Here is a 15,037-nt window from a genome sequence, read left to right as displayed (position 1 = left end):
GCCGTGACAACTGGTCCTACCAGTTTTTTGTAGTTGCGCCAGGAACGGCACTACCTGATAGCCGCCCAGCCCTTGCTGCTACTGAATCGCAGGCATTTTGGCTACACTACCGCCCAACTGGTCCTACCAGTGGAGAACCGGACATGCAGAACGAAAACCACAATGACCGTCGTCAAGTCGCCGATGTCGTCGCCGAGCGCATCGAACGGCTGATCGTCGACGGCGTATTGAAGGTCGGCCAGGCGCTGCCCTCGGAACGCCGTCTGTGCGAGAAGCTGGGCATTTCCCGCTCGGCGTTGCGCGAGGGCCTGCGGGTGCTGCGCGGGCGCGGCATCATCGAAACGTCCCAGGGCCGTGGCTCTTTCGTCGCCGAACTGTCCGGCAACCACGACGCCAGCCCGCTGATGCACCTGTTCAACTCGCAACCACGCACGCTCTACGACCTGCTGGAAGTACGCGCGCTGCTGGAAAGCGAGTCGGCGCGGCTGGCCGCCCTGCGCGGCACCGACGCGGATTTCGTGCTGCTCGGCCGCCGCTACGAGGAAATGCTCGCCGCCCACGCCAGCGAGGACGGCGCCGACCCCCGCGAGCACGCCCGCCTCGACCACGCGTTTCATCTGGCGATCTGCGAGGCCTCGCACAACCCGGTGCTGGTGCACACGCTGCAGTCGCTGACCGACCTGATGCTCAGCACGGTTTTCGCCTCGGTGAACAACCTCTACCACCGACCGGCACAGAAGCGCCAGATCGACCGCCAGCACTCGCGTCTCTATCACGCGGTGATCGAGCGTCTGCCGGAACAGGCCCAGCGTGCGGCACGCGACCATATCCACGGCATTCGCGACAACCTCAAGGAGATCGAGCAGGAGGAGCAGCGCCTGGTGCGCGCCACCATGCGTCTTGAAGGCTGGACCTGAGGCGTATGTAGCGTTTACCGAGCGCGGCTACAGCCTGGCCGGACAGCCCGCACCCGTGCCGCGCCCAAGTCGCATGCTAGACTCGCCGCTCTTTTCCGCTAGCTCTGACGCACCGTGTCCGAAATTCATGACTGGCTAAGTGCCGACCGCCTCCCCTCCCCCCTCGATCCCGCCCTGCACGACTGGCTCTACGTCGACAAGGGCTCGCTCACCCGCCGCCTGACCGAGCTGGCCGATGGCGCCTTCAGCGTGACGCCGCTACACGAAGCCTGGCAGCCCCTGCGCGCCGACGAGTGCGCCGCGCTTGGCGTTCCGGCCGACAGCGAGGGCTGGGTGCGTGAGGTCTATCTGTGCGGTCAAGGCCAGCCCTGGGTGTTCGCCCGCAGCGTCGCCGCGCGAGCGCAGCTGGAGGACTCCGGCCTCGACCTGCAGCGCCTGGGCAATCGTTCCCTGGGTGAGCTGTTGTTCAGCGATCCGCCCTTTGCCCGCGGCACGCTCGAGGCCTGTCATTACCCCGCGCGCTGGCTACCGGATGCGTGCCGTGTCGACGGCCTCTGGGCGCGGCGCTCGTGCTTCCGCCAGAATCGGCTCGGCGTGCTGGTCGCCGAGGTGTTCCTCCCCGAGCTGTGGCAGGCCGCCGCCGTCACGCCCTGAGCGCGCCGCTCTGCATGCCCCCTTCCGCCAAGGAGAGCCGTTGATGTATCTGAAACTGCTGCAATCGTGCAATCGCCTGCACCCGCGCGCCTGGGACTTCATCCAGCTGATGCGCCTGGACCGGCCCATCGGCACCTATCTGCTGTTATGGCCGACGCTGTGGGCGCTGTGGATCGCTGCCGAAGGCGTGCCCAACGCGAAGAACCTGTTCATCTTCGTCACCGGCGTGATCCTCATGCGCGCCGCCGGCTGCGTGGTCAACGACTTCGCCGACCGCAACTTCGATGGCCACGTGCAACGCACCCAGGCGCGCCCCATGGCCACCGGCAAGATCAGCTCGCGCGAGGCCTGGACGCTGTTCGCCGTGCTGGTGGGCCTGAGCTTCGGCCTGGTGCTGCTGACCAACGCGACCACCGTCTACCTGTCCTTCGGCGCCCTGGCGCTGGCCGCCTGCTACCCGTTCATGAAACGCTACACCTTCTATCCGCAGGTGGTGCTCGGCGCGGCCTTCTCCTGGGGCATGCCGATGGCCTTCACCGCGGAGACCGGCAGCCTGCCGCCCGAGGCCTGGCTGTTGTTCATTGCCAATCTGCTGTGGACGGTGGCCTACGACACCTACTACGCCATGGCCGACCGCGAGGACGACCTGAAGATTGGCATCAAGTCCACCGCCATCCTCTTCGGCGAAGCGGACCGCGTCATCATCGTCACCCTGCAGGGCCTGGCGCTGTTCTGCCTGCTCCTTGCCGGCGTGCGCTTCGAGCTAGGCCAGTGGTTCCACCTCGGGCTGGTGGTCGCCGCCGGCTGCTTCGCCTGGGAGTTCTGGAAAACCCAATCGCGCAAACCGCAGATCTGCTTCAAGGCGTTCCTGCACAACCACTGGGCAGGACTGGCGATCCTGGCGGGCATCGTGCTGGACTACGCTACCAAGGCTTAAGCCCAGGCGCGCCGGGCTAGAGCGCCGGAGCACGGCAGCCTGTTGCCGTCTGCCTGTCACATGGCTGCAATAATTCCGTTATCTAATGCCGGACGACAAGAACAGACCCGAGGCTTGACCATGAACGGCAAGAGCATACTGATCGTCGATGACGAGGCGCCGATCCGGGAGATGATCGTCGTCGCCCTGGAAATGGCCGGCTATGACTGTCTCGAAGCAGAGAACACCCAGCAGGCACACGCGCTGATCATCGACCGCAAGCCGGACCTGATCCTGCTCGACTGGATGCTGCCCGGCACTTCCGGCATCGAGCTGGCGCGCCGCCTCAAGCGCGACGAGCTGACCGCCGACACGCCGATCATCATGCTCACCGCCAAGGGCGAAGAGGACAACAAGATCCAGGGCCTGGAAGTTGGCGCCGACGACTACATCACCAAGCCCTTCTCGCCGCGCGAGCTGGTCGCCCGCCTGAAGGCCGTGCTGCGCCGCGCGACGCCAGTGGACAGCGAATCGCCGATCGAGATCGGCGGCCTGCTGCTCGATCCGGTCAGCCACCGCGTCACTATCGACGGCAAGCCGGCCGAGATGGGTCCAACCGAATACCGCCTGCTGCAGTTCTTCATGACCCACCAGGAACGCGCCTACACCCGCAGCCAGCTGCTCGATCAGGTCTGGGGCGGCAATGTCTATGTAGAAGAGCGCACCGTCGATGTGCATATCCGCCGGCTGCGCAAGGCGCTCGGCGAAGCCTACGAGAACCTGGTGCAGACGGTACGCGGCACCGGTTATCGTTTCTCCAGCAAAAGCTGAGCACGCCGGGTGAGCATGCGTCCCGGCGTCTTCCACCCCATCATCGCCACCTTTCTGGAGTGCATCGGTTGAATCAGGACTGGCAAGGAGCCCTCGTGCGTCGCCTGCTGCTTCTGCTAGGCGGCTGCCTGCTGCTGGGACTGCTGACCGGCGAATATGCCTGGGCGCTGGTCCTTGGCCTGACCGGCTACCTGATCTGGACCCTGCGCCAGCTGCTGCGCCTTCAGCGCTGGCTGCGGCGTGCCGACCCGGACGAAGCGCCGCCGGATTCGGCCGGCATCTGGGGCGATATCTTCGACAGCCTCTACCAGCTGCAGCGCCGCGACCTGCGCCTGCGCGGCGAACTGCAAGGCATCATCGATCGCGCCCAGGGCTCTACCGCCGCACTCAAGGATGCGGTGATCATGCTCGACAGCGATGGCAATCTGGAATGGTGGAACCCAGCCGCCAACCGCCTGCTGGGGCTGAAGAAGCCGCAGGACGCTGGTCACCCGATCGGCAACCTGGTGCGTCATCCGGCCTTCAAGGAGTACTTCGACGGCGGCAACTATGACCAGCCGCTGGAGCTGGCCTCTCCCGTCGATGACCGCATTCGCCTGCAGTTCAACATCACTCGCTACGGCAACCGCGAGCACCTGCTGCTGGTCCGCGACGTCACCCGCCTGCACCAGCTGGAGCAGATGCGCAAAGACTTCGTCGCCAACGTATCCCACGAGCTTCGCACGCCGCTCACCGTCATCGCCGGCTATCTGGAGACGCTGCTGGAAAACGCCGACGCGGTGAACCCGCGCTGGCTCCGGGCGCTGCAGCAGATGAATCAGCAGGCCGGGCGCATGCAGCACCTGCTCAACGACCTGCTCCTACTGGCTCGCCTGGAAACCAGCAGTCGCCCGACCGACAACCAGCCGGTGGCGGTGGGCTTGCTGTTGCAGTCGATCATCAGCGATGCCCGAGCCCTTTCCGGCAGCCGCGGCCACCTGATCAGTCTCGATGCAGACCCGGCGCTACAGCTCAAGGGCAGCGAGACGGAGCTGCGCAGCGCCTTCTCCAACCTGGTGTTCAACGCGGTTAAGTACACACCTGATGGCGGCAATGTGCACGTGCGCTGGTGGGGCGACGAGGTTGGCGCCCACCTGAGTGTCGAGGACAGCGGCATCGGTATCGAACAGAAACATCTGCCACGCCTGACCGAGCGCTTCTACCGGGTTGACTCCAGTCGCGCCAGCAGCACCGGCGGCACGGGATTGGGCCTGGCCATCGTCAAACACGTTCTGCTTCGCCACCAGGGCCGCCTGGATATCAGCAGCACCCCCGGACAGGGCAGTCGTTTCGCCTGTCATTTCCAGAACGGACAGTTGGCGGGCCGCTGATTGGCACCATCACGATCAGCTGCGAAATTCCCGGCTGATCGCTTGAAAAGCCGGCTTACCGCCGCCATTCTGTCGCGATTATTGGCTACCCGACCCCTTCATGGACCCTTCCCCCAGTTACGCTGCCTCTTCCTACTTTGCCGATTTCGGCCTGATTCTCTTTGCCCTGTTCCTCGTGCTGCTCAACGGCTTCTTCGTCGCCGCCGAGTTCGCTATGGTCAAATTGCGCGCCACCAAGGTGGAAGCGATTGCCAGTCGGCATGGCTGGCGTGGGCATATCCTGCGTACCGTGCACCTTCAGCTCGATGCTTATCTGTCCGCCTGCCAGCTCGGCATCACCCTGGCTTCGCTGGGTCTCGGCTGGGTCGGTGAGCCGGCGTTCGCGCACCTGCTCGAACCGCTGCTGGCCGGTATCGGCATCCAGTCACCGGCTCTGGTACATGGCGTCGCCTTCTTCACCGCGTTCTTCATCATTTCCTATCTGCACATCGTGATCGGCGAGCTGGCACCCAAATCCTGGGCGATCCGCAAACCGGAGCTGCTGTCGCTATGGACGGCGGTGCCGCTGTACCTGTTCTACTGGCTGATGTACCCGGCCATCTACCTGCTCAACGCGAGCGCCAACGCCATCCTGCGCATCGCCGGCCAGGGCGAGCCGGGCGCGCATCACGACCATCACTACAGCCGCGAAGAGCTCAAGCTGATCCTGCACTCCAACCGCGCCCGCGACCCCGGCAATCAGCAGATCCAGGTGCTGGCTTCGGCAGTGGAAATGAGCGAACTGGAAGTGGTCGACTGGGCCAATTCCCGCGAGGACCTGCTACAGCTGGACCACGATGCCTCACTGAGCGATGTGCTAGGCGTGATCCGTCGTCACAAATACAGCCGCTATCCGGTGTACGACAGCAGCAAAGGCGAGTACGTAGGCCTGCTGCATATCAAGGACCTGCTGCTGGCGCTGGCCGCCGACGACCATCTGACCGAGCACTTCTGCCTAAACGAGCTGCTGCGGCCGCTGGAGCGGGTGTCCAAGCACATGCCGCTGGCAACCCTGCTCGAGCAGTTTCGCCAGGGTGGCGCGCATTTCGTACTGGTAGAGGAAGGTGATCACAAGGTCATCGGCTTTCTGACCATGGAAGACGTGCTCGAAGTTCTGGTTGGCGACATCCAGGACGAGCACCGCAAGACCGAACGCGGCGTGCTCGCCTACCAGCCCGGCAAACTGCTGGTACGTGGCGACACCCCATTGTTCAAGCTCGAACGTCTTCTGGAGATCGATCTGGACCATGTCGAGGCAGAAACCCTTGCCGGGCTGGTCTACGAAACGCTCAAGCGCGTCCCCGATGAAGACGAAGTGCTCCAGGTCGATGGCCTGCAGATCGTGATCAAGAAAATGCGCGGACCGAAGATCGTTTTGGCGAAGGTACTCCGCTTTCAGGATTAAGTGACTGGCGAGTCACATGACTAAATCCCCACTTACATTCTTGTTTACGTACCCGCTGCTAGTGACTGATCTGCAAGGATTATGACCGTCCATCGCATAGTGCAGAATTTTTTACAGGTAGTACCGGTCCACGGGATTAGGCGGACGCTTAATCCCGCTACCCGATTCTCATCGAAACGATGGAGCTACCTAAATGCGCATCAATGGTTTGACTACTACTACCGCTGCCTTGGCCCTTTGCCTGGCTGGCACTTCCCAAGCGTTCGCTCAGTCCGCAACCGGCCCGATTTCAACTATCGGCGTCATCGGCTCGCACAATCAGTACAAGCTGACCGTGAACGACGAGAGCGACAAGGAGCGTCTGAATCAGGGCGGTCTGTACTACACCTTCGGCAACAAGCTGACCGGCCAGGAAGGGTTCATCTACCAGCTAGGCATCGAAGGTCAGTACCGTGACAAGGACGACGTCGAGTATCTCTCAGCTCGCGCCGACCTGGATCTCGGCCTGCGTGCGGCGCTGAGCACTAACAACTATGTCGACCTGATCGTTGGTGGCGGTTACGACTGGGGCCGCATCGAGCAAGATGACGTCGATTTCGGCCTGTTCGGCGACGAAGACGTCAAGCTGACCACGCGCTCGCCCTTCGCCAAAGCCGGTGTCGGCTATAACTACCTGACGCCGGACTACACCGTGCGCCTGGAAGTGGGCGCTCGCTATTCCATCGAAGCCGACAGCAAACTGAAAGTTGGCGGGGAAAGCGACACTGTTGACCTCAAGGACAAGGTCAACCCCTACGGCGAGCTGAGCGTGCTTTGGAACAAGGGCATCAACAACATGCCGATCAGCACTAGTCTGTACTACACCCAGACCCGCTACGAGCTCGACAGCAGCAGCGAGTTCGCTGAGAACAGCAAGCTCAAGCAGGAGCAAGTTGGCCTGAAGGTTGGCCTGGCGTTCTAAGCCACTAACCTTCGCCAGCCTGCCGGACGAATAGGCCAGGATGTAGCCCGCGAGCGGGCTACTCTCCACCCACGGCGAAGTTCGGCAGACTGTTGACCGGCTGCGAGAAGTCGAAGGGAATCGACTCGATGGCCAGGCCGACGTTGCGCTGCACCACGAAGTGCAGGTGCGGCCCGGTGCTGTTGCCGGTATTGCCGGAACGCGCGATACGCGTACCACTCTCGACCCGCTGTCCCTCGCGCACCGCTACCGAGCCTTTCATCAGGTGCAGGTAGACACCCATGGTGCCGTCGTCATGCATGATGCGCACGAAGTTGCCGGCCGGATTATTGCCGCGCCCGCTCTGCTCGTTTTCGATCTTCACCACCATGCCACCGCGCGCCGCGACGATGGGCGTGCCCTCGGGCATGGCGATGTCTACTGCGTAACGCCCCTTGGGCGTGAAGTGGCTGTACTGGCCGTTCGCGCCCTGGGTCAGGCGAAACGGACCACCGCGCCAAGGCAGCGGATATTTGTAGGGCTTGGGTAACAGACGCGGATCGCCAAGCGCGTGTCGCAGCTTGGGCGTGTACCTGATGGGCTTGGATGCATCGCGCGGTGCCAGCGTCGCCAGGCGGATCTGACTGCGTGGCGGCAGTACCCAGCGGATGGGCTTGGCGGGTGCGCCGACAACGTTATCGACGTTCTCCAGCTTCAACTCGATATCAACCGGCGCGAACAGATCATTGCGCACCAGCAGCGTTTCACCGGCCGCGTGTTTGCGGGTTTCCAATCGAACCTGAGTGTCGAGCTTTTCCACCATCCGGTCACGGAAGACGAATACCTGCGCGCCAGCCGCAGCCTGGTCACTGTAGGTAACGACCCCATTGGCGTCGGTGTATTTGTAGATGGTCAGGGCCAGCACTGGCGAGGCCAGCACGGACAACCCGAGCAACAGAAGGATGCGCCCCAGCATAACGGCAGATTTCTAGTGATTATGGTGTTGGAGCGCAAAGACTAGCAGTGGCGACTGGCCTGCGCGAGCTACCGACCGTCGGGGTGTGATGCCGGTCAGTTTGTGAGCACCGCCAGGCGCCGAACGGTCGCCTGGCCCATTCGAATCAAGCGCCTGGAACGAAATGCCGCTGCGCCGTGCCGCGGGCGATGAGGCGCGACAGGTAGTCCATTTTCTGCGGGTCGCGATCGACGAAGCGAAACGACAACTGCAGCCACTCGCTGTCAGGCTTGGGCTCGAAGGCGGCAACCGCGTGCAGATAACCATTGAGACGAGCAACTTCACCGCCATCACCCTGTTCGAGATCGAGCACGGCGCTTTCCAGCACCTGCGGCAACTGCTCGCCGCGTTTGACCACCAGCAGCGCCTCCTTGAGGCTCAGCGCCTTGATCACGCAGGCGATACTGCCGCTGGCCAGGCGCAGCTGGCCCTGACCACGACCAGACGCAGCACCCGGTGGGCTGCTGGCAGGTGGCGCCGATTTCTGGAGTAACGGTGATGCCTTGGCCTCTGCAGCCGCAGCAGATGCGGCGGGACGCACCACCTCCGCCTTACCGCCGGTCAGCGCAGCGAGCGAATCATTGGCCATACCGGTCGCCATGTTTCTGGTTGGGGCACTGGCGGCCAGCGCATCCAGCTTGCCGGCACGCCCGAGCGCCTTGCGAACCTTGCTGGTTAGCTGCTCGTTAGAAAACGGCTTGCCGACGAAATCCGACACTCCGGCCTGAATGGCCTGTACTACGTTTTCCTTGTCGCCCCGGCTGGTGACCATGATGAACGGGGTGGTCTTCAGAGAATCCTGGGCACGACACCAGGTCAGCAGCTCCAGCCCCGACATTTCCGGCATCTCCCAATCGCAGAGAATCAGGTCGAAGCGCTCGCGACCAAGCATCTGCTGGGCCTTGCGCCCATTCACTGCATCCTCGATGTGAATGCCGGGAAAGTGACTACGGAGCGCCTTCTTCACCAGATCACGGATAAAGGGCGCGTCATCCACTACCAGCACACTGACCTTGCTCATCCTTAACTCCTGCTCGAATGCCGGCAAGCATAGCTGCAGGATCGAATCGACAAAAGCGCGAGTCACCATTGCCGACAAAGTTGTTGCGCGCGATCAACGTCGCGCTTGTACATGGGATACGCCGAAGACCACCTCCCGGCGGGACAGCAACACGCTGGCGCGGCATACTCGCAACTTTGCCAGCTTCGCGAGGCCGCCCATGTTTCAGCAAAATCGGGTTCAGCACATTCTTGTCGCCCACGATCTCAGCCCGGACGCCGATCTCGCGCTGCAACGTGCCGCCGGCCTGGCGCGCCAGACCGGTGCTCGCATCAGCCTGCTTTACGTACTCGACGAGCGCGACGCCGGGAGCGACGAACAGCAGGCACGCGCACTCCTGCAGCAACGCCTGCAGGAGAACGGGCTGGGTCAGCTCGAACCCTGGATTCGCCGCGGGCAGCCGGTGGAGGAGATCCTCACCCAGGCCGAGGGGCTGGAGGCCGATCTGCTGGTGCTGGGCCGCCATCACAAGGGGTCGAGCCAGGGATTCGCCGGCACCACGCTGGAGCGCGTCATGCTGGAAAGCCGGGCGCCGCTGTTGCTGGCTATCACCCCGGCAGAGGCCCCGTATCATCGCGCCGTGGCTGCGCTGGATTTCTCCCGCTGCGCCACGCGCGCCATGCACTGCGCCTGGGAGTTGCTGGGCGAAGGTGCCGAGCTGCACGCTCTGCACATCGACGAGATGGCCGAAGTACACGGCCCCGATTACGAAGGTCTATCGCTGCAGCAGGAACTGTTCGACCAGCTGATCGAAGATATCCAGCCGCAGCTGCCGGATACCGGCGCACTGCTGAGCTACAGCCTGCATCAGGGCGAGCGCAACAATTGCATGGACGCGGCCCTGCGCGACCTGCAACCGCAGCTGCTGGCCCTTGGCAGTCACAGCCGCGGTGAACTGAGCAGCGCCCTGCTCGGCAGCCTCGCCCGGCAGTTCATCGACAACCCGCCCTGCGACATCCTGATCGCGCGCTGAAGCGCGTCTCTGCCCGCCTGCGCCCGACGGCGCAGGTGCATGCAAGCACAGCATCACTGATCGGCACGCCGCCATCAGGTTGCGTCCTTGCAAACCCCTGCTACGTTTAGAGCCAGAACAACAATAAGAAGAGACGCCCATGTGCCTCGCTTCGACTCGTTTCTGGTCCCGCTGTCCAGCTCCCATCTCTACGACTTTCCACGACGACGTGGTGCCCCGCTCGCCGTGCGCACGTCAATGCCAGGCTGCGGCATTCAGCCAACCGGCGACCCACGGTGTTACGCGCCTGACCGCCTGCCCAGCTTTCCCCTAACCCGCCCATACGGACCGCTTCGCATGGGGCGAGCCCGTATGCCGAGCAAACAGTGCAAGGAGATACGCATGAAGCTTTCAGCAATCGCAGCGGCAACCCTGACGGCAGTGGCCGCCGTACCCGCCTCGGCCGAGATTTCCGACGGCAAGGTGAAGATCGGCATCCTCAACGACCAGTCCGGCGTGTATGCCGATTTCGGCGGCAAGTGGTCGTTCGAGGCAGCGAAGATGGCTGCCGAGGACTTCGGCGGCAAGGTACTCGATGCCCCCATCGAGATCGTGACCGCCGATCACCAGAACAAGCCGGACATTGCCTCGAACATCTCGCGGCAGTGGTACGACCGCGAGCAGGTCGACTCGATCATGGAGCTGACCACCTCCTCGGTGGCGCTGGCGGTACAGGGCATTTCCAAGAGCAAGAAGAAGATCAATCTGGTCACCGGTGCCGCCACCACCGAACTGACCGGCAAGCAGTGCTCGCCCTATGGCTTCCACTGGGCATACGACACTCACGCGCTGGCGGTCGGCACCGGCGGTGCGCTGGTGTCCCAGGGCGGCGACAGCTGGTATTTCCTCACCGCCGACTACGCCTTCGGCTACTCGCTGGAGGAACAGACCTCCAAGTTCGTCAAATCCAAGGGTGGCGAGGTCAAGGGCGCGGTGCGCCATCCGCTGGCGAGCACCGATTACTCGTCGTTCCTCTTGCAGGCGCAATCCTCCGGGGCCAAGGTCATCGGCCTGGCCAATGCCGGCCTGGACACCGCCAACAGCACTGCTCTTCACCCTCGCCGAAGTGCACGGCCTGGGCCTCGACGCCGCCCAGGGCCTGACCCTGACCGAGAGTTTCTACTGGGATCGCGACGAAAAGTCCCGCGAGTTCGGCGAGCGCTTCTTCAAGCGCACCGGGCGTATGCCGAACATGGTCCACGCCGGCACCTACTCCGGCGTCATGCAGTACCTCAAGGCGATCGAGAAGGCCGGGACCGACGCCACCGAGCCGGTGGCCAAGGCCATGCACGAGATGCCGGTGGACGATGTCTTCGCGCGCAACGCCAAGGTCGGTGCCAACGGCCGGCTGATTAGCGACGTCTACCTGATGGAGGTGAAGAAGCCCGAAGAGAGCAAGCGCGAGTGGGACTACTACAAGGTGCTGGCGACCGTGCCGGGCAACGAGGCCTACATCGATCCGGCCGAGAGTGGCTGTGATCTGGTCGGGCAGTGAGCATGGCGGCAGTGCAAGGTCTGGACGCCGACGGTTCGGCCGCCGGCACAGCCACGGACTCGCCGGTGATGCTCTCTGCCCGCGGCCTGCGCAAGGAGTTCGGCGGCTTCGTCGCGGTCAACAATGTCGATCTGGACGTGCGCCATGCACGGGTGCACGCCCTGATCGGGCCGAACGGCGCGGGCAAGACCACGGTGTTCAACCTGCTGACCAAGTTCCTGCAGCCCACCGCCGGAACCATTCGCCTGCTCGACCACGACATCACCCGTACCGACCCGGCCAAGGTGGCGCGCATGGGCCTGGTGCGCTCGTTCCAGATTTCCGCGGTATTCCCGCACCTCTCCGTCCTGGACAACGTGCGCGTTGCCCTGCAGCGCCCGGGCGGGCTGGCCACCCAATTCTGGCTGCCGATGCGCTCGCTCAACCGGCTCAACGAGCGCGCCATGCAGCTGATCGAATCGGTTGGCCTGGCCGACAAGCGCAACGAGTTGGCCGCCGATCTCTCCTACGGACGCAAGCGCGTGCTGGAGATCGCCACCACCCTCGCGCTGGAGCCCAAGGTGCTGCTACTCGACGAACCTATGGCCGGCATGGGCCACGAAGACGTGCACGTGGTGGCAGAGATCATCCGCGGGGTCGCCACCCAGCGCGCGGTGCTGATGGTCGAGCACAACCTCAAGGTGGTCGCCGACCTCTGCCATCAGGTGACCGTGCTGCAACGCGGCGAAATCCTTACCTCCGGCGACTACCGCAGCGTCAGTCAGGACGAGCGCGTGCGCGTGGCCTACATGGGGACCGAAGATGACTGAAGCGCTGCTCAGCGTGCGCGACCTCAACGCCTGGTATGGCGAGAGCCATGCGCTGCACGGTATCGACCTCGACGTGCAGCAGGGCGAAACCGTGACCCTGCTCGGGCGCAACGGCGTGGGCAAGACCACGGCGCTGCGCGCCATCGTCGGCATCATCCGCAAGCGCAGCGGCAGCATCCGCTTCGACGGCAAGGACATGCTGCACGTGCCGCTGCATCGCACCGCGCGCCACGGCATCGGCTACGTGCCGGAGGAACGCGGCATCTTCGCCACCCTGACGGTGGAGGAAAACCTCACCCTGCCGCCGGTGATCGCCAAGGGCGGCATGACGCTGGCGGAGATCTACCAGCTGTTCCCCAACCTCGAGGAGCGCCGCAAGAGCCCCGGCACCAAGCTCTCCGGCGGCGAGCAGCAAATGCTGGCGATGGCGCGCATCCTGCGCACCGGCGCGCGCCTGTTGCTGCTCGACGAGCCCACCGAAGGCCTGGCGCCGGTGATCGTCCAGCGCATCGGCGAGGTGCTGCAGACGCTCAAGCAGCGCGGCATGACCATCCTGCTGGTGGAGCAGAACTTCCGCTTCGCCAGCAAGGTCGCCGACCGCTTCTACGTGGTCGACCACGGCACGGTGATCGACCGCTTCGCCGTCGCCGAACTGCCCGCTCGCATGACGACGCTCAACGACGCCCTGGGGGTCTGATGACGACGATCTTCGATGTACCGATCCAGGCCTTTCTCGGCCAGCTGCTGATCGGCCTGATCAACGGTTCGTTCTACGCCATGCTCAGCCTCGGCCTGGCGATCATCTTCGGCATGCTGAAGATCATCAACTTCGCCCACGGCGCGCAGTACATGATCGGCGCCTTCGCCGGCTACCTGCTGCTGGCGAAGCTGGGCATCGGCTACTGGCCGGCGCTGATCCTCGCACCGCTGATCGTCGGCCTGGGCAGCGCACTGGTCGAGCGGCTGGCGCTATCGCGGCTGTACAACCTCGATCACCTCTACGGGCTGTTGTTCACCTTCGGCCTGGCGCTGGCGCTGGAAGGGACGTTCCGCTACTTCTATGGCTCGTCCGGGCAACCCTACGCGGTACCGAAGGAGCTGGCCGGCGGCTACAACCTGGGCTTCATGTTCCTGCCCAAGTACCGTGCCTGGGTGGTGCTGGCATCCTTGGTGATCTGCATCGCCAGCTGGTTGCTGATCGAGAAGACCAAACTCGGCGCCTACCTGCGCGCGGCGACCGAGAACCCGACCTTGGTGCGCACCTTCGGCATCAACGTGCCGCTGCTGCTGACCTTCACCTACGGCATGGGCGCGGCGCTGGCCGGGCTGGCCGGCATGCTCGCCGCGCCGATCTATCAGGTCAGCCCGCTGATGGGCTCGAACCTGATCATCGTGGTGTTCGCCGTGGTGGTGGTCGGCGGCATGGGCTCGATTCTCGGCGCGATCATCACCGGCTACCTGCTCGGCATCCTCGAGGGGCTGACCAAGGTGTTCTACCCCGAGGCGTCGAGCATCGTGATCTTCGTGATCATGGCGATCGTGCTGCTGGTGCGCCCCGCCGGCCTGATGGGGAGGGATGCCGGATGAACAGCCAAACCCGCATCGTCACCACCAGGCGCCCGGCGCTGCGCCTGGAAACCGTGCTGATCGGCGTCGGGGTGCTGGCGCTGGTGCTGGCGCCGTTCTACTTCTATCCGATCTTCATCATGAAGGTGCTGTGCTTCGCGCTGTTCGCCTGCGCCTTCAACCTGCTGCTCGGCTACACCGGCATCCTCTCGTTCGGCCACGCGGCGTTCTTCGGCGGCGGGGCGTATTTCACCGCCCACGCGGTCAAGGAATGGGGATTGCCGCCCGAGCTGGGCATTCTCGTCGGCGTTGCCGGCGCGGCGTTTCTCGGGCTGATCATCGGCTTTCTGGCGATCCGCCGGCAGGGCATCTACTCGACGATGATCACCCTGGCGCTGTCGCAGATGTTCTTTTTCTTCTGCCTGCAGGCGCCCTTCACCCATGGTGAAGACGGCATTCAGAACATTCCGCGCGGGCACCTGTTCGGCTTCATCGATCTGCAGGAGCCGCTGTATATGTACTTCTTCGTGCTCTCGGAATTTCTCGCCGGGATGCTGCTGATCTGGCGTGTGATCAACTCACCGTACGGCATGATCCTGCGCTCGATCCGTGAGAACGAGAACCGCGCCATTTCCCTGGGCTATTCGGTGTCGCGCTACAAGCTCGGCGCCTTCGTCATGTCCGCCGCGCTGGCCGGGCTGGCCGGCGGGCTGAAGGCACTGGTGTTCCAGTTCGCCACGCTGACCGATGTCAGCTGGCAGATGTCCGGCGAGGTGGTGCTGATGACCTTGCTCGGCGGCATTGGCACGCTGGTCGGCCCGGTTTTTGGCGCGGCGCTGGTGACCACGCTGGGCAATTACTTCGCCACATCGGAGCTACCGGTGACGCTGGTCACCGGCATCATCTTCATGGTCTGCGTACTGGTGTTCCGGCGCGGGATGATCGGCGAACTCTATGCCTCGCGGCTGGGCAAGAAGCTGGAGCGGCGTGCCGAGGACTGAAGCCGAA

Annotated in this window: 14 protein-coding genes and 1 pseudogene; 13 read left to right on the top strand and 2 right to left on the bottom strand. The window is 63.9% G+C overall.

Going from position 1 to position 15,037, the window contains the following annotated elements:
• The first annotated feature begins 143 nt into the window (after positions 1 to 143).
• The 7 genes from glcC (at position 144) to RT582_RS00840 (ending at position 7,093) form a co-directional block, all read left to right on the top strand.
• On the top strand, positions 144 to 917 hold the full coding sequence (gene glcC, locus RT582_RS00870; RefSeq protein ID WP_041015224.1) for a transcriptional regulator GlcC: 774 nt from the start codon (positions 144 to 146) through the stop codon (positions 915 to 917).
• 114 nt (positions 918 to 1,031) lie between these two features.
• Positions 1,032 to 1,571: a chorismate--pyruvate lyase family protein gene (locus tag RT582_RS00865; protein ID WP_003297912.1), complete on the top strand. Its 540-nt coding sequence runs from the start codon at positions 1,032 to 1,034 to the stop codon at positions 1,569 to 1,571.
• A 43-nt stretch (positions 1,572 to 1,614) separates the two neighbouring features.
• Positions 1,615 to 2,508: a 4-hydroxybenzoate octaprenyltransferase gene (gene ubiA, locus RT582_RS00860; protein WP_023444555.1), complete on the top strand. Its 894-nt coding sequence runs from the start codon at positions 1,615 to 1,617 to the stop codon at positions 2,506 to 2,508.
• Positions 2,509 to 2,628: 120 nt separating this feature from the next.
• Positions 2,629 to 3,318, top strand: a complete 690-nt coding sequence (phoB, locus tag RT582_RS00855; protein WP_003283304.1) for a phosphate regulon transcriptional regulator PhoB — start codon at positions 2,629 to 2,631, stop codon at positions 3,316 to 3,318.
• A 68-nt stretch (positions 3,319 to 3,386) separates the two neighbouring features.
• Positions 3,387 to 4,688 carry a phosphate regulon sensor histidine kinase PhoR gene (gene phoR, locus RT582_RS00850; RefSeq protein WP_313476184.1) on the top strand — a complete coding sequence of 434 codons (1,302 nt, stop codon included), beginning with the start codon at positions 3,387 to 3,389 and terminating at the stop codon, positions 4,686 to 4,688.
• Between the two features lie 100 nt (positions 4,689 to 4,788).
• A complete protein-coding gene (locus tag RT582_RS00845; RefSeq protein WP_003283302.1) occupies positions 4,789 to 6,132 on the top strand; it encodes a hemolysin family protein in 1,344 nt (447 codons plus the stop codon).
• A 193-nt stretch (positions 6,133 to 6,325) separates the two neighbouring features.
• A complete protein-coding gene (locus tag RT582_RS00840; protein WP_313476180.1) occupies positions 6,326 to 7,093 on the top strand; it encodes an outer membrane beta-barrel protein in 768 nt (255 codons plus the stop codon).
• Between the two features lie 58 nt (positions 7,094 to 7,151).
• Here RT582_RS00840 and RT582_RS00835 read toward each other — a convergent pair whose 3' ends face one another.
• Both RT582_RS00835 and RT582_RS00830 read right to left on the bottom strand, forming a co-directional pair.
• Complete coding sequence (locus tag RT582_RS00835; RefSeq protein WP_003283300.1) at positions 7,152 to 8,048, bottom strand: peptidoglycan DD-metalloendopeptidase family protein; 897 nt, start codon at positions 8,046 to 8,048, stop codon at positions 7,152 to 7,154.
• A gap of 145 nt (positions 8,049 to 8,193) precedes the next feature.
• Positions 8,194 to 9,108 carry a response regulator gene (locus tag RT582_RS00830; RefSeq protein ID WP_058063587.1) on the bottom strand — a complete coding sequence of 305 codons (915 nt, stop codon included), beginning with the start codon at positions 9,106 to 9,108 and terminating at the stop codon, positions 8,194 to 8,196.
• A 199-nt stretch (positions 9,109 to 9,307) separates the two neighbouring features.
• Between RT582_RS00830 and RT582_RS00825 the strand changes: the two genes are divergently transcribed.
• From RT582_RS00825 to RT582_RS00800, 6 genes and pseudogenes are all read left to right on the top strand, one after another.
• Positions 9,308 to 10,120 carry a universal stress protein gene (locus RT582_RS00825; protein WP_313476176.1) on the top strand — a complete coding sequence of 271 codons (813 nt, stop codon included), beginning with the start codon at positions 9,308 to 9,310 and terminating at the stop codon, positions 10,118 to 10,120.
• Positions 10,121 to 10,501: 381 nt separating this feature from the next.
• A pseudogene (locus RT582_RS00820) lies at positions 10,502 to 11,654 on the top strand (ABC transporter substrate-binding protein).
• Positions 11,655 to 11,656: 2 nt separating this feature from the next.
• Positions 11,657 to 12,463 carry an ABC transporter ATP-binding protein gene (locus RT582_RS00815; protein WP_313476174.1) on the top strand — a complete coding sequence of 269 codons (807 nt, stop codon included), beginning with the start codon at positions 11,657 to 11,659 and terminating at the stop codon, positions 12,461 to 12,463.
• The gene (locus tag RT582_RS00810) at positions 12,456 to 13,160 is read left to right on the top strand and encodes an ABC transporter ATP-binding protein (RefSeq protein WP_313476171.1); all 705 of its coding nucleotides are present in this window, start codon (positions 12,456 to 12,458) and stop codon (positions 13,158 to 13,160) included. The genes RT582_RS00815 and RT582_RS00810 overlap by 8 nt, the downstream gene beginning before the upstream one ends.
• On the top strand, positions 13,160 to 14,050 hold the full coding sequence (locus tag RT582_RS00805; RefSeq protein ID WP_313476169.1) for a branched-chain amino acid ABC transporter permease: 891 nt from the start codon (positions 13,160 to 13,162) through the stop codon (positions 14,048 to 14,050). The genes RT582_RS00810 and RT582_RS00805 overlap by 1 nt, the downstream gene beginning before the upstream one ends.
• Positions 14,047 to 15,030, top strand: coding sequence for a branched-chain amino acid ABC transporter permease (locus RT582_RS00800; protein WP_313476166.1), 984 nt, complete (start codon positions 14,047 to 14,049; stop codon positions 15,028 to 15,030). Before RT582_RS00805 ends, RT582_RS00800 begins: the two co-directional genes overlap by 4 nt.
• The last annotated feature ends 7 nt before the right edge of the window (positions 15,031 to 15,037 follow it).

The sequence above is a fragment of the Stutzerimonas kunmingensis genome, from assembly GCF_032106285.1.
GTDB lineage: Bacteria > Pseudomonadota > Gammaproteobacteria > Pseudomonadales > Pseudomonadaceae > Stutzerimonas > Stutzerimonas kunmingensis_B.
Note: the sequence above shows the minus strand (reverse complement) of the source record. Positions and strands in the feature narration are given on the sequence as shown.